Annotated in this window: 14 protein-coding genes; 9 read left to right on the top strand and 5 right to left on the bottom strand. The window is 64.6% G+C overall.

Annotated features, from left to right (window positions below):
* The first annotated feature begins 19 nt into the window (after nt 1-19).
* Nucleotides 20-988, top strand: a complete 969-nt coding sequence (locus HDG33_RS23505) for an AraC family transcriptional regulator (protein WP_026225869.1) — start codon at nt 20-22, stop codon at nt 986-988.
* Here the strand turns inward: HDG33_RS23505 and HDG33_RS23500 are convergent.
* Genes HDG33_RS23500 through HDG33_RS23490 form a run of 3 tightly spaced genes read right to left on the bottom strand, consistent with a single transcriptional unit; the run spans nt 985 to nt 3,123 of the window.
* Nucleotides 985-1,791 carry a molybdopterin-dependent oxidoreductase gene (locus HDG33_RS23500; RefSeq protein ID WP_184034112.1) on the bottom strand — a complete coding sequence of 269 codons (807 nt, stop codon included), beginning with the start codon at nt 1,789-1,791 and terminating at the stop codon, nt 985-987. The genes HDG33_RS23505 and HDG33_RS23500 overlap by 4 nt on opposite strands.
* Nucleotides 1,788-2,438 (bottom strand): cytochrome b/b6 domain-containing protein, encoded by a 651-nt coding sequence (locus HDG33_RS23495; RefSeq protein ID WP_184034109.1) that lies wholly within the window; start codon nt 2,436-2,438, stop codon nt 1,788-1,790. The genes HDG33_RS23500 and HDG33_RS23495 overlap by 4 nt, the downstream gene beginning before the upstream one ends.
* A gap of 43 nt (nt 2,439-2,481) precedes the next feature.
* Nucleotides 2,482-3,123, bottom strand: a complete 642-nt coding sequence (locus HDG33_RS23490) for a hypothetical protein (RefSeq protein WP_184034106.1) — start codon at nt 3,121-3,123, stop codon at nt 2,482-2,484.
* Between the two features lie 232 nt (nt 3,124-3,355).
* On the opposite strand from HDG33_RS23490, the gene HDG33_RS23485 reads away from it, so the two are divergent.
* The 3 genes from HDG33_RS23485 to HDG33_RS23475 all read left to right on the top strand — a co-directional run bounded on the left by HDG33_RS23485 (nt 3,356) and on the right by HDG33_RS23475 (nt 5,831).
* Nucleotides 3,356-4,027 (top strand): heavy metal response regulator transcription factor, encoded by a 672-nt coding sequence (locus tag HDG33_RS23485; RefSeq protein ID WP_184034102.1) that lies wholly within the window; start codon nt 3,356-3,358, stop codon nt 4,025-4,027.
* The gene (locus HDG33_RS23480; RefSeq protein WP_184034099.1) at nt 4,024-5,424 is read left to right on the top strand and encodes a heavy metal sensor histidine kinase; all 1,401 of its coding nucleotides are present in this window, start codon (nt 4,024-4,026) and stop codon (nt 5,422-5,424) included. Before HDG33_RS23485 ends, HDG33_RS23480 begins: the two co-directional genes overlap by 4 nt.
* Nucleotides 5,425-5,528: 104 nt before the next feature.
* Nucleotides 5,529-5,831, top strand: a complete 303-nt coding sequence (locus HDG33_RS23475) for a putative quinol monooxygenase (protein ID WP_184034096.1) — start codon at nt 5,529-5,531, stop codon at nt 5,829-5,831.
* A gap of 46 nt (nt 5,832-5,877) precedes the next feature.
* Here the strand turns inward: HDG33_RS23475 and HDG33_RS23470 are convergent, their stop codons facing one another.
* Both HDG33_RS23470 and HDG33_RS23465 read right to left on the bottom strand, forming a co-directional pair.
* The gene (locus HDG33_RS23470; RefSeq protein ID WP_184034092.1) at nt 5,878-7,356 is read right to left on the bottom strand and encodes a diguanylate cyclase domain-containing protein; all 1,479 of its coding nucleotides are present in this window, start codon (nt 7,354-7,356) and stop codon (nt 5,878-5,880) included.
* A 123-nt stretch (nt 7,357-7,479) separates the two neighbouring features.
* Nucleotides 7,480-8,238: a GntR family transcriptional regulator gene (locus HDG33_RS23465; protein ID WP_184034073.1), complete on the bottom strand. Its 759-nt coding sequence runs from the start codon at nt 8,236-8,238 to the stop codon at nt 7,480-7,482.
* A 290-nt stretch (nt 8,239-8,528) separates the two neighbouring features.
* Between HDG33_RS23465 and HDG33_RS23460 the strand changes: the two genes are divergently transcribed.
* The 5 genes from HDG33_RS23460 (at nt 8,529) to HDG33_RS23440 (ending at nt 14,153) form a co-directional block, all read left to right on the top strand.
* Entirely contained in the window at nt 8,529-8,849 is a 321-nt protein-coding gene (locus HDG33_RS23460; protein WP_311548378.1) for a UxaA family hydrolase, read from the top strand.
* Entirely contained in the window at nt 8,743-9,219 is a 477-nt protein-coding gene (locus HDG33_RS23455) for an Ldh family oxidoreductase (RefSeq protein WP_260330572.1), read from the top strand. The genes HDG33_RS23460 and HDG33_RS23455 overlap by 107 nt, the downstream gene beginning before the upstream one ends.
* Before the next feature lie 220 nt (nt 9,220-9,439).
* Entirely contained in the window at nt 9,440-12,391 is a 2,952-nt protein-coding gene (locus HDG33_RS23450) for a molybdopterin oxidoreductase family protein (RefSeq protein ID WP_184034070.1), read from the top strand.
* A 21-nt stretch (nt 12,392-12,412) separates the two neighbouring features.
* Nucleotides 12,413-13,183, top strand: a complete 771-nt coding sequence (locus HDG33_RS23445) for a 4Fe-4S dicluster domain-containing protein (RefSeq protein ID WP_184034067.1) — start codon at nt 12,413-12,415, stop codon at nt 13,181-13,183.
* A gap of 19 nt (nt 13,184-13,202) precedes the next feature.
* Entirely contained in the window at nt 13,203-14,153 is a 951-nt protein-coding gene (locus HDG33_RS23440; RefSeq protein WP_184034064.1) for a DmsC/YnfH family molybdoenzyme membrane anchor subunit, read from the top strand.
* Nucleotides 14,154-14,185 lie beyond the last annotated feature (32 nt).

Below are 14,185 nucleotides of genomic sequence, written 5' to 3'. Positions count from 1 at the left end.
TGGCCGTCGCCATATCGTCATGTCCACTCAAGCTGTCGGTTCCATTCCGGAAGACCCCGCACAACGCCGCTTGCTCGAACTGTTCAACCTGCTCGCGCCGAATGCCGGCATGACGCGCTCGAGCCTCGAAGGCGTCAGCCTGCTGCGCGCGAATCGTCCGATGCCGCGCATGCCGGTCATGTACGAGCCGAGCATCGTGATCGTCTGTCAGGGGCGCAAGCGCGGCTATCTCGGCGATCAGGTGTTCCAGTACGACGCACAGCAGTACCTGGTGCTGTCGGTGCCGTTGCCGTTCGAATGCGAGACCGAGGCAAGCGAACAGGAGCCGTTTCTCGGCATGTCGGTGCGCGTCGATCTGACGATGGTCGCCGAACTGCTGATGGCGCTCAACGAAACCCAGGGCCTCGCGCAATACGAACCGGCCGGCATGTATTCGACGCCGCTCGATGCCGCACTGAGCAGCGCGGTGCAGCGTCTGCTGGAGGCGCTCGCGTCGCCGCTCGACGCGCAAATCCTGGCGCCTGGCATCGTCCGGGAAATCTGTTATCGCGTGTTGACCGGCGAGCAGGGCGGCGCGATTCGCGCGGCGCTCACGCATCAGAATCACTTTGGCCGCATCGCGAAGGCGCTGCGGCGCATTCATGCGGACTACCACGCGTCGCTCGATGTCGATACGCTCGCGGCCGAGGCCGGCATGAGCCTCGCGGTGTTTCATGCGCAATTCAAGGCGGTCACCGCGACCTCGCCGATGCAGTACGTGAAGACCACGCGTCTGCATCACGCGCGTCTGTTGATGGTGCAGGATGGCTTGAATGCGGGCGCGGCCGCCGTGCGGGTCGGTTACGAAAGCGCGTCGCAGTTCAGCCGCGAGTTCAAGCGGCTATTCGGCCTGAGTCCCGTCGACGAGGTCAAGCGCATGCGCGTCGCTCACGATGCGCCGCCGCCGCGCGCGCACAAGCCGGTGCCGCGTTATGTGACCGCGGTCTAAAGCCCGCTGAACCAGTTGTAGCCCTGATCTTCCCAGTAGCCGCCCGGGTTCGTGTTGGTCACGAAGATCGCGGCGATGTGCTTCGGGTTCTTGAAGCCGAGCTTGGTCGGCACGCGCAGCTTCAGCGGATAGCCGTATCTGGCCGGCAGCGGCGCGTTGCGGAACTCGAGCGTCAATTGCGTTTGCGGATGCAGCGCGGTCGCCATGTCGAGGCTCGAGTAATAGCGGTCCGCGCATTTGAAACCGACGTAGCGGGCGCTCAGATCGGCACCGATCAGTTCGAGAAACGTGCGAAACGGCACGCCGCTCCATTGTCCGATCGCGCTCCATCCTTCGATGCACACGTGACGCGTGATCTGCGAGACCTGCGGCAACCTGCGCAACTGCTCGAGACTCCAGCCGCGTTTATCCGCGACGAGCCCCGATACTTCGAGCCGATAGGTCGAGCCGTCGATATCGGGCGCGTCGAACTCGGGATAGAACGCGTTGAACGGAAACGGATCGGTGATATCGCGCGCCGAATAGGTCGGCGCGAGTTTGTTGCGATTGAACAGCCACGCCTGCACGCGGTCGTTCCAGCGCGACATCGCCCATAGCACCTTGTCGACGGAATCGTTGTCCTGCAGGTTGCAGCCGGACAGCATCGCGAGCGCGCCGATCGATAGCGAGGAGCGCAGAAACAAGCGGCGTTGCAACTGCTCGATCCGCGGCCGGTGCTCGGCAAGCACGACGCGTGAGCGGCGCGCGTCTTCTATACTGGCGTGCGTATCGTTCGCCATGTCGGTTCGTTGCGGGGCGCTCATGCGCGAGTCCTCTGGGAGGCTTGATCGATGCGCTGCGCGCTGCGCCGGGCGCGTCCGGTGACCATCGGCGGCAACGTGCGCGGCACCAGCAGCACCAGCAGCAGATGCACGACGACAAAGCCGACCACGCCGGCCATCGCGACGAAATGCACGCGGCGCGCAAAATCGAAGCCGCCGAACAGCGCGGTCAGCCACGACAATTGCACCGGCTTCCAGATCGATAGTCCCGATGCGACCAGCAGCACGCCGAGCAGCAGTACCAGCAGATACAACGCGCGCTGCACGGCGTTGTATCTGCCGGTCTCGTGCGGCAGTCTTAGGCGCAACGCCAGCGCCGCATCGCGCGCCAGCTCGCGGGCACGCACCGGCAGCAGCTTGCGACGCAAATGGCCGCTCGCGACGCCATGCGCGAGATACAGCAGCCCGTTCGCGCACAGCAGCCACATCGCCGCGAAGTGCCATGCGATCGAGCCGCCGAGCCATCCGCCGACCGTCGCCCACACGGGGAACCGGAACGGAAAGATCGGCGACGCGTTATAAATCGCCCAGCCGCTCATCACCATGCAGGCCATCGCGAACGCATTGATCCAGTGCGTCACGCGAACGACGAGGGGATGAACGACCAGAAATGCTTGCGAGTCGGGCATTGGCTTCAAAGACGAGAGGGATGAAGACGAACGACGCGCCGCTTTACATCGGCGGCGTCACGCCATGCTCGCCGGCCGAAATGAAATTCGCCGCCATCGCGCCGTCCGCTTCCTTGTGCGCGAACAGCACGACCTTCGTGCCGGGCGTGAGCAACGCGCGGCTGCCCGGCTCCAGACTGACGATGGGCACGTCCTGCGGAATCACGATCTTCTTCTCGCCATCCTTGTACTTGATGGTAATCGTGCGGCCGTTGCTGACCACGAGCGAGCCGACCGTGCCGTTCGTCATCGTGCTGTTCGCGCCGAGATCCCACGGCCGATGACCTTCGCCCGAACCGCGCATGCTCGGCGGGAATACATGCACTTCGAGCGCCTTCAACGTGCCGTCGGGCTGCGGAATCGCGGCGGTGCCGACGTAGCTGTCCGGCTTGATGTCGCTGACGTTGGCGAGCGTGACGCCGCGAATCGGCGTGTCGGCGGCGAGCTTCACGTCGACGTCCTGACCATCGCGCGTGTGGACTTTGAGCAGATCGCCCGACAGCGACGTCACCGTGCCGCGCACGCCGGTCGGCGCGGCGGTCTGGGCCGAAGCCGCGAACGTCGTCGCGAGCAGCACGGCGGCGAGTGCGGGGACGGCGAGGGCACGCAGCGTTCGTGCGCGGGCGATCTTCATGCGGGTCTTCATGAGGCAACTCCAGGAAGGGATGCAGCGTGGTGGACGGTGCGTTCAGACTAGCCGTCGCATCGGCTCATCAGAGTGACGGGAGGATGACAAAAACGTCATCAAGGGTCGATGGCGGCCACGTAGAATGGCCGCCGGGAGCGCTGCGGTTGTTCTCGAGCGCTGTCATCAGGCTTTTTTGCGCGTGCGAGCGCGGCCTTTACGGTCGCATCGCGCGAGAGGAGCAGCGAGCATCATGAGCATTCTGGTCATCGAAGACGATCCGAAAACCGGCGACTATCTGAAGAAGGGCCTGCGCGAGAACGGCTACGCGGTCGACCTCGCGCGCACTGGCACGGACGGCCTGCATCTGGCGCTCGAGCATGAATACGAACTGGTCGTTCTCGACGTGATGCTGCCCGGCATCGACGGTTGGGAAATCATGCGGGCGTTGCGTGCGCGGCGCGATCTGCGGGTGATTTTTCTGACCGCGCGCGATCAGGTCAGCGACCGCATTCGCGGTCTCGAACTCGGCGCCGACGACTATCTGGTCAAACCGTTTTCGTTTACCGAACTGGTACTGCGCATTCGCACGTTGTTGCGCCGTAGCGTGATCCGCGAGAGCGACGTGTTCGAAGTCGCCGACCTCAAGCTCGACGTATTGCGCCGCCGGGTCACACGCGAGGGCGTCGACATTCCGCTGACCAACAAGGAGTTCATGCTGCTGCATCTGCTGGTGCGCCGCGAGGGCGAAGCGCTGTCACGCTCGCAGATCGCGTCGGAAGTGTGGGACATGAACTTCGATAGCGACACCAACGTGGTCGACGTGGCGATCAAGCGCTTGCGCGCAAAGCTCGATCACCCGTTCGAGCGGAAGCTGATTCACACGGTGCGCAGCATCGGCTACACGTTCGGCGACGGCGCATGAAACTCTGGACCGAACGCTCGCTGATCGCGCGCACGACGTTGCTGTTCGCGCTGATCGCCTGCGCGGTGATCGGCTCGCTCGGCGCGTATTTTTATCATTCCGCCGAAGTCTCGCTGCAACGCCGCGCCGACGTCGTGCTGAGCGGCCGTGTCGAGCATTTCAGCCGCATCGTGCACGACCTTTATTCGGTCAGCGAATTAAAAAAGCGCCCGCTGCTGTTCGAGACGATGCTCGGCGCGGAAGAGGACGTGCTGATCTTCCGGCGGCCGGGCGAAGCGCCGTTCGTCGACGTGAATCCGGGCAGGCTCGCGGTGCCTGATCTACCGGTCGGCCCGGCGGGCAATCCGCCGGGTGCCGCCGACATGCGTCAGACGCGCCTGCCCGACGGCGTGCCGGTGCATTGGGCGTTTGCGACCGCGACAGCGCGCGAGGATGGCGCCGAAGTCGAGGTGATCGCAGGCCATCCGATGACGAACGAAATGCGCATGCTGGCCGAGTACCGCAACCGCATCGTGCTGGCGACGCTGACCGGCATGCTGGCCGCGACGCTGCTCGCTTACGGCGTGCTGCGCCGCGCGCTGCGACCGGTTCGCGAGATCGCCACGCGGGCCGCGCAAATCAGTCCGACGAACCTGGCGGTCCGGCTCGACGACGAAGCGGCGCCGGTGGAACTGCGTCAACTCACACACGCGTTCAACGCGATGCTCGATCGTCTCGCCGACGGCTATCAACGCCTGCAGCAGTTTTCCGCCGATCTCGCGCACGAGATTCGCACGCCGGTCGGCGCGCTGGTCGGCCAAACCCAGGTGGCGCTCGCCCAGCCGCGCGAAGCCGACGAATATCAGCAACTGCTCGAATCGAATCTCGAGGAGTTGAATCGCCTGAGCCATATCGCGGAGAACATCCTGTTTCTCGCGCATGCGGATCATGCGGCGTTGTCGATCGAGCGGCAGCCGGTCGATCTGCATGGCGAGCTCATCAGGATCGCCGACTATTTCGAAGGCCTGGCCGACGAACGCGGGATGCGTTTCGAAGTCGACGCGGCGGGCGTCGCGTCTGCCAATCCGATGCTGTGCCGCCGCGCCATCAACAATCTGGTCGTCAACGCGGTGCGTTACGGCGCGGGCGACACGATCGTGCGCCTGCGCGGCGCGCAGGACGAAGCAGGCGCGCTGGTGACGGTCGAAAACGAGGGCGAGCCGATTCCCGCCGTGCAACTCGACCGGCTGTTCGACCGATTCTATCGCGGCGACGCGGCGCGCAGCGCGTTCACCGAATCGAACGGACTCGGGCTCGCGATCGTGAAGGCGATCATGCATCTGCATGGCGGCGGCGCGCGTGTGGTGTGTCCGCAACCGGGCGTCGTGCGCTTCGAGCTGCGCTTTCCGGGTGCGTGACTTGCTGGCGACGTAGGTCCGGCGCAGCCTCAGCCGACGCCGCCTATACTTTTCAAAGCGCTTTGAAAGGACCGTTCGCTGCCGAACTCACCAGGAGTCGCATCATGGTCAAGCTCGCTTTGTATGTCCGTCTGGAAGCCAAGCCCGGTAAGGAAAAGGAAGTCGAGGCATTTCTGCTCGGCGGCCTGCCGCTCGTCGAGCAGGAGCCGGCCACCGCCGCATGGTTCGGTCTGAAGCTCGGTCCGTCGACGTACGCCATTTTCGACGCGTTCGACGACGAAGCCGGCCGCGACGCGCATCTGAACGGCAAGGTCGCGGCCGCGTTGATGGAGAAGGCGGGCGAGCTGTTCGCGTCGCCGCCGGGCATCGTCAAGCTGGATGTGCTCGCGGCCAAACTGCCGGGCTGAGGTTGAGCGTTGCGTTGGCGTGGTGAACGCCTGACGCCGGCGAGCGTTACTTCGCCGTCGCGTCCGCCCCCGGCTGCGCCCCGTAGTGCGCGCGCTTTTCCTCGTACATCAGCAGGTCGGCGTGCTGCACGCCCGCTTCCAGCCGATCGCCGCGCTGGCAGGTTGCCGCGCCCATCGAGAAGCTCAGCGGCGAGCCCGGATAGAACTGGTTGTTCATCTCGACGAGCTGGCGGATCGCGTCGATCATCGCCGCGCCGCCGCGCTCGTCGGTATCGGGCATCAGGATCGCGAACTCGTCGCCGCCGATGCGGGCCGCGTGGAACGGCGATTCCATCGCCTTCGCGAGCACTTCGCCGGCACGCCGCAGCAGCGCGTCGCCGGCCGCGTGACCGAGCTGATCGTTCACACGCTTCAGGCCGTTCAGGTCGGCCATGATGATCGTCACGGGCCACGGTCCCTTGCGTTCGAGCCGGTTCAGCTCGTCGACGTAGAACGAGCGGTTGCGCAGCTTGGTCAGCACGTCGTGCTTGCCGAGGAATTCGAGGTAGGCCTCGGCCTTCTTGCGCGCGGTGATGTCGGTCAGCGCGACGAGTACGAGGTCCCAGTCCTGTTCGTGGCCTGGCAGCACCGAGAATTGCAGGTGTACGTGCACCTCGTTGCCGTCGAGTGAATAGTTGAGCACCTCGCGCTGCTGGAACAGCTTGTTGTCCCATAGCTCGATCAACTGCTCGCGGAAATGCGGACGCATGTCGTCGCGGAACACGTCGGCGAGGCGCGCGAGCAGCGTTTTCTTGTCCTTCGCGCCGAACATCCCGAGCGTGTGATGGTTGACGTCGAGCACATGGATTTCAGCCATGCAGCGTTCGACGAACTCAGGATGGACGTCGGTAAACACGCGGAAATCGTTGATGCCGGCCGCGCGCGCGCCGTCGAGCAGGCGTTTGACGGCGCTGAAATCCTCGACCCACAGCGATACCGGCGAATGCTCGAAGAGCCCGCGCGCGTATTCTTCCGCTTGCGCGACGCGGCGCCGCGCGCCTTCGAGCTCGGTGATGTCTTCGGTCGACACCAGCACGCGGTCCCAGCGTTCCTCGTGACCGGGCAGCACCGCGCCTTTCAGCAGTACGTCGAGGCGCCGTCCACCGAGCGTGTAGTTGACCGTGTGGCTCGTGAAGTTCGACTGTCCGGCCCACAGCTGGCACAGCTCTTCGAGGTGCGTTTTCAGCATGTCGTCGCGGAACACCGAGGCGAGATTGCTCGTCAGCGTGTCGAAATCGGCGGCCTCGAATTGCGTGAGCGTCTGGCGATTGACCTTGATCACGCGGATGCGATGAGCGCATTCGGCGACGCGGCGCGGGTCTTCGGCGAAATGGGCGCGCAGATCGGTCACGCCGGCGGCTCGCCACGCGTCGAACAATGCGCGCACGCCGCTGAAATCTTCGAGCCACAGCGACACGGGCGCGAGTTCGAACATCCCGGAGTCGTCGCTGATGGGCGCGGAGCCGCTCGTGAGGGTATCCAGCATGAGGTTCTCGGGGGCGGAAGTGCGGCTATTTTAGACAGGTTGGCGCCGGCCGAAAATGAAAGACGATTGGCCTGTCGTTTTTGCGCAGATGTGATATGAAGCGCAAGCGGCGACCGAGGTCCGCTATTTCTGATCGTCGCGCGCCGCGCGCGTGCCGATGTACTCGTACTCGTCGGTATTGAGGCGCGAAATGCGCAGTTCGACCGCCCTGCGGTGATACGAGTACGCGATGCGCCGGATCTCGAGCAGCGGCGCGCCGACTTCGACGCCTAGTTGTGTGCTTTCGAGCTCATTGGCGAGCCCAACGCTCACATGCTCATCGGTCTCGACCACGTTGATGCCGAAACCGTCCTGATAGAAGTTGTACAGCGTGTTCGGCCGGTTGCGCAGCTTGCTTTCCGTCAAGCCGGGAAACAGCGCTTCGGGCACGGTGATATGTTCGATCAGCACGGTCTTGCCGTGCAGCGCGAGCCCGTTGACGAACTGCAGAACGCGCGCGCCGGTGTCGATGCCGAGCGCGGCGGCCGCCTCGCGCGAGGCACGCGCCTTCCTGAACCCGATCAGCGTGACGACCGGGTAGGCCTTGTCGCCGTCGCGCCGCACGATGCGAAAGAAGCGGAAGAAGTGCCGGTCGCGCTGATGCATCGCCACGAACGTGCCGAGCCCCTGATGACGGATCAGAATGTTCTCGGCGCACAGTTCGTCGATGGCTTTGCGCAGCGTGCCGATCGACACGCCGAAGCGTTCGGCGAGGCGCTTTTCCGAAGGAATGCATTCGCCGCCTTTCCATTCGCCGGCCGCGAGCGCCGCGAGAATCGCGCTCTTGACCTCCTTGTACCGTGTGCCTCCCACTGCGGGCGCATTGATCGCGAGCGTGCTCATGAAAACCTCTGGGATACGCGAGTCGTGCCGCTCGCCGGGGTTGAACCTGCCCTGATTCTAAACGACCAGGTCATCTAATCCATCTGGATGAATCGTATGTTGTCGGTGAATCGCGACAAGGGCCCGGTTCTCGCCCAGTCGTTTAACACATATATATGACCTAGTTGACATTGGGTAAGTCGCCGCCTAATATCGATTCACCGCGGCGCACCTGGCTGCGCTGCCCCGGCGGCACCCTCACCGCATTCAAACAACGAATGGAGACGCTCGTGAGCAATCCCACGGCAGACATCAACGACACCGCAGCGGGCGCGTCGGCGCCGCGCAGAACGATCCACATCGTGCTGCACGAGGCGAAAGACACGGTCGGCGTGGCGGTGGTCGAGGGCATCAAGGCGGGCACGCTGCTCAACGCATGGATCATGGACGACGACGAAATCGTCACCGTGCCGGCGAAGCAGGACATTCCGATCGGTCACAAGATCGCGCTGAAGGACATGGCCGTTGGCGACACGGTGTTCAAGTACGGCGTCGACATCGGCAAGGTGGTCGCGCCGATCAAGGCCGGCGAGCACGCCCACGTGCACAACATCAAGACGAAGCGCTGGTAGGCAGAGCAGCGCCGCGCTCGACGGCATGATGCCGCCGTTCGGCGGCGCGAAAGGCGCGATGCTGGCGCTCGTGGTCGAGCAGCTGGCCGCCGCGCTGAGCGGCGCGAACTTCGGCTGCGAAGCGGGCTCGTTCCTGACCGAGGAGGGCGAGCGCTCGCGCATCGGCCACCTGTTCTGGGTGATCGACCCGGGCGCGCTGGCCGGCGACGACGCGTATCTGTCGCGTGTCGAGGCGCTGATCGAGATGATGCTGATGGTTGACGACGTGCGCCTGCCCGGTTATCGCCGGGAGCAGCTTGCGCAGGCGGCATACGAGGAGGGCGTCGAAATTCCGGATGCGCTGATCGCGCAACTGGAGGGCCGCGCTTAAACGAGCGTCCCGGCGCACCCAACCGATCTCACCCGACTGGACACGCCGTCGAAAAAAGCGCATAGCTGAAAGCGAAACCGAAACTATCGGTGCGCCGGATAGTTTTGCTCGCAAATCGCGATTTCCCTTGTGAGGCAGGTGCGAATACGATGGTCGATATCGTATGAGCAGCGCGTATGACGCGCGCTTCGGCCCACCAGAAGCAACGACGGAGATGGCCATGGAGCACCACGCCCGCACGCAGAACGAACGGCTCGATGTCAAGACCACCACCTGCTACATGTGCGCGTGCCGCTGCGGCATCCGCGTGCATTTGCGCGACGGCGAGGTGCGCTATATCGACGGCAATCCGGAGCATCCGCTCAATCAGGGCGTCATCTGCGCGAAGGGTGCCTCCGGCATCATGAAGCAGTACTCGCCCGCGCGCCTTACGCAGCCTTTGATGCGCAAGGCCGGCGCGCAGCGCGGCAGCGCGCAGTTCGAGCCGGTCTCGTGGGACACCGCGTTCGACGTGCTCGAAAAGCGTCTCGCCGCGATTCGCTCGAGCGATCCGAAGAAGTTCGCGCTGTTCACGGGCCGCGACCAGATGCAGGCGCTGACCGGCCTGTTCGCCAAACAGTTCGGTACGCCGAACTATGCGGCGCACGGCGGCTTTTGCTCGTCGAACATGGCGGCCGGCATGATCTATACAATCGGCGGTTCGTTCTGGGAATTCGGCGGACCGGATCTCGACAGCGCGAAGCTGTTCTTCATGATCGGCACCGCGGAAGATCATCATTCGAATCCGCTGAAGATCGCGATTGCGAAGTTCAAGCGCGCGGGTGGCCGCTTCATCGCGATCAATCCGATCCGCACCGGCTATGCGGCGATCGCGGACGAATGGGTGCCGATCAAGCCTGGCACCGACGGCGCGCTGTTCATGGCGTTCCTGCACGAACTGATCGCCGCCGACGCGTGGGATCACGAGTTCGTGCAGCGCTACACGAACGCGGCGGAGCTGATCGATCTCGACGAAGCGAGCGAAAACTTCGGTTTGTTCGTGCGCGATCCCGAACGGGCCGAAGGCAATCCGCTGTTTCCGCAGAATCATCTGTGGTGGGACCCGGCCACCCAGCGCGCGGTACCGCATCATGCGAGCGGCGTGAGGCCCGCGCTCGACGGCCGTTACACGCTCGACAACGGCAAGCCGGTAACGCCGTCGTTTGCATTGCTGCGCGAGCGCGTCGCCGAGTGCACGCCCGAATGGGCGGCGGCGATCACCGGCATCGCGGCCGGGACGATCCGGCGGCTCGCCGGCGAGATGATAGAGACGGGCCGCCGGCACCGCATCACGCTGCCGATCCGCTGGACCGACGCGTGGGGCGAAACGCACGAGACGGTCACGGGCAACCCGGTCGCTTTTCATGCGATGCGCGGGCTCGCCGCGCATTCGAACGGCTTTCAGTCGATCCGCGCGCTCGCCGTCCTGATGTCTCTCATGGGCACGATCGACCGTCCCGGCGGCTTTCGTCACAAGTCGCCGTTTCCGCGCGCGGTGCCGCCATCGGCGAAACCACCGAACGACCCCGCCGCGGTGAAGCCCAATACACCGCTTGCGACGGGCCCGCTAGGCTGGCCCGCCGCGCCCGAGGATCTGTTCATCGACGAACACGGCGGTCCGGTGCGCATCGACCGGGCGTTCTCGTGGGAATATCCGCTCGCGGTGCACGGCGTCATGCACAGCGTGATCACCAACGCGTGGCGCGGCGATCCGTATCCCATCGACACGCTGATGATTTTCATGGCCAACATGGCGTGGAATTCGTCGATGAACACGATGAAGGTGCGCGAGATGCTCGCCGACAAACACGCCAACGGCGACTACAAGATTCCGTTTCTCGTCGTGTGCGACGCGTTCCAGTCGGAGATGACCGCGTTCGCCGATCTGATCCTGCCGGACACGACTTACCTCGAACGTTACGACGCGATGTCGATGCTCGACCGGCCGATCTCCGAGTTCGACGGCCCCGTCGATTCGGTGCGGGTACCGGTCGTGCCGCCGACCGGCGAATGCAAGCCGTTCCAGGAAGTGCTGATCGAACTGGCGTCGCGCCTGAAGTTTCCGGCGTTCACCAATGCGGATGGCGGCCGGCGCTTTCGCGACTATCCGGACTTCATCGTCAATCACACGACCTCGCCCGGTTCCGGGGTCGGCTTTCTGATCGGCTGGCGCGGCAAGGATGGCGACAAGGCCCTCGTCGGCGAGCCGAATCCGAATCAATGGGAGCAGTACGCGAAGAACAACTGCGTATTCCATTACCGCTTGCCCGAGACCTTGCAGTACATGCGCAACTGCAACGGACCGTATCTCGACTGGGCGGTCAAAAACGGTTTCCGCAAATTCAGCGAACCGATTCTGATCCAGCTTTACTCGGACGTGATGCAGAAGTTCAGGCTCGCCGCGCAAGGACGCACAAGCGGCCGGCAGCCGCCCGACCATCTGCGCGCGCGCGTCGCCAGGTACTTCGATCCGCTGCCGTTCTGGTACGCACCGCTCGAAAGCGCGGCGACGGATCTCGCGCGATTCCCGCTCGCCGCGGTCACCCAGCGGCCGATGGCGATGTATCACTCGTGGGATTCGCAGAACGCGTGGCTGCGGCAGATTCATGGGGAGAATTACCTTTATGTGAATCCGAAAACGGCGAGCGGGAACGGCATCGCCGACGGCAGCTGGATCTACGTCGAATCGCAATGGGGCCGGGTGCGCTGTATGGCGCGCTACAGCGAGACCGTCGAACCGGGCACCGTATGGACGTGGAACGCGATCGGCAAAGCGGCGGGCGCATGGAATCTCGGTCCCGACGCGAACGAATCGCAGCGCGGCTTCCTGCTCAATCACCTGATCACCGACGAGTTGCCGGGCCGCGACGAGGCACCCGCGCGCATGTCGAACTCCGATCCGGTGACGGGCCAGGCCGCCTGGTACGACGTGCGCGTGCGCATCTATCCGGCCGAAGCCGACGCGCGGCACACGCTGCCGCAGTTCGAGGCGATGCCCGAATTGCCCGGCGCGGTTGCACAGAAGAGTGTGGTGTCGCGCATCGTCCAGACCTATTTCGCGGGACGCGGAGAATTCGCGGCTCGCCTGCGCGGGACGTTGCGCCGCGCCGAAACTAACGGCGACGACCGCTAAAGCCACGGCAAGGAGCTTGCAATGACCCAGATGGCGCTGGTGATCGATCTGAACGTCTGCGTGGGATGCCAGGCGTGCGTGACGAGCTGCAAGGAATGGAACACGTCAGGCGAATCGGGCAGCCTCGCCGATTTCAATCCGTACGACGCGGACCCGTCCGGCACGTTCTTCAACCGCGTGCAGAGTTTCGAAGCGGGCAGCTTCCCCGATACGGAGATGATCCATTTCCCGAAGTCGTGCCTGCATTGCGAGGACCCGCCGTGCGTGCCGGTGTGTCCCACGGGCGCGAGCTACAAGCGCAAGGAAGACGGTCTCGTGCTGGTCGATTTCGATCGCTGCATCGGCTGCAAGTATTGCGCCTGGGCATGCCCGTACGGCGCGCGCGAACTCGACGAAGCGCGCAAGGAGATGACCAAGTGCACGCTGTGCGTCGATCGCATTCATGACGAGCATCTGGCCGAGCGCGATCGCAAGCCGGCCTGCGTGCTCGCCTGTCCGACATCCGCGCGGCTGTTCGGCGATATCCACGATCCGGAGTCGGTAGTGTCGCAAGCGATCCGCGAGCGCGGCGGCTATCAGTTGATGCCGGAGTGGGGCACGCGCCCCGCGAATCACTATTTGCCGCGCGTGCCGATCGCGTCCGCGAGTTGCGGCGGCGACGGGTGCTCGTGCAAATCGTCAGGAACGACCACCGGCGATGCCACGCACACGTCGGGCTCGCCCGACTCGCAGCTCGAGGGGCAGCTCGCGCATGGCGAAGTGCATCTCGCGTCGATCGCGAAGCGCATTTGAACGACAACGAGGCCATACGATGAATCCGGCATTTTCCGTAGTCTTCCTGACCACGCTGAGCGGCGCGGCGCAGGGGCTGTTGATCGCGCTCGTCGGCGTCGAGAGTGCGGCGTGCCTGGGCGTCGTTGCGCAACCCGCCACCGCGTTCTACGTGAGCGGCGCGGCGCTCGCGGTGCTGCTGGGCGGTCTTGGTCTGATCGCGTCGTTCTTCCATCTTGGCCATCCGGAACGCGCGTGGCGCGCGATCGCGATGTGGCGCACCTCGTGGTTGTCGCGCGAATGTCTGTGCCTGCCGGCGTTTCTGGCGTGCGCGTGCCTGTATGGCGTCGCGCACTGGTTCGGCTCGCCGTGGTCGCTCGCGCTCGGCTGGCTCGGCGTGCTCGCGAGCGCCGCGCTGTTCGTCTGCACCGCGATGATCTATGCGTGCCTGCGCTTTCTGCAGGAGTGGGCGACGCCGCTGACGCTGGTGAACTTCGTGCTGCTCGGCTGCGCATCGGGCTTGACGCTCGCGACCGCACTGAGCGCATGGTTCGCGCCCGCGCTGACGGCGGGACTGGCGGTCTGCGCGTGCCTGCTGACGCTCGCCGGTTGCGCGAGCCGCTACGCGTCGCTCATGCGCAATGCGCGCTTGCGGCCGAAATCGACGGTGCAGAGCGCGACGGGCATCCGCAATCCGAAGCTCGTGCAGGTGTCACGAGGCTTCACCGCCGGTGCGTTCAATTTGCGCGAGTTCTTTCACGGCAAATCGGCGCGGACGTTGCGTGGCGTCAAATGGGGCTTTCTCGTGGGTGCGTTCGTCGTGCCGGTCGTGTTGATCGTGCTGGGCGCGGGGCTGCGTTCACCTGGCGGGTCGTTCGGCTTGCTGGCCGCGGCTTGTCTCGTGCAGTATGCGGGGCTCGTGGCGGAGCGCTGGTTTTTCTTCGCGGAGGCGAAGCATCCGCAGAATCTTTATTACGCGAAGGTGGGGTGAGGCATCGCCTTCAATAAGCGCGTTCGGCCTGG

The organism is Paraburkholderia sp. Cpub6 (genome assembly GCF_014201065.1).
In the GTDB taxonomy this organism is placed as follows: domain Bacteria; phylum Pseudomonadota; class Gammaproteobacteria; order Burkholderiales; family Burkholderiaceae; genus Paraburkholderia; species Paraburkholderia tuberum.
The sequence above is the reverse complement of the archived record's forward strand: the minus strand, read 5'-3'. Positions and strand labels throughout refer to the sequence as shown.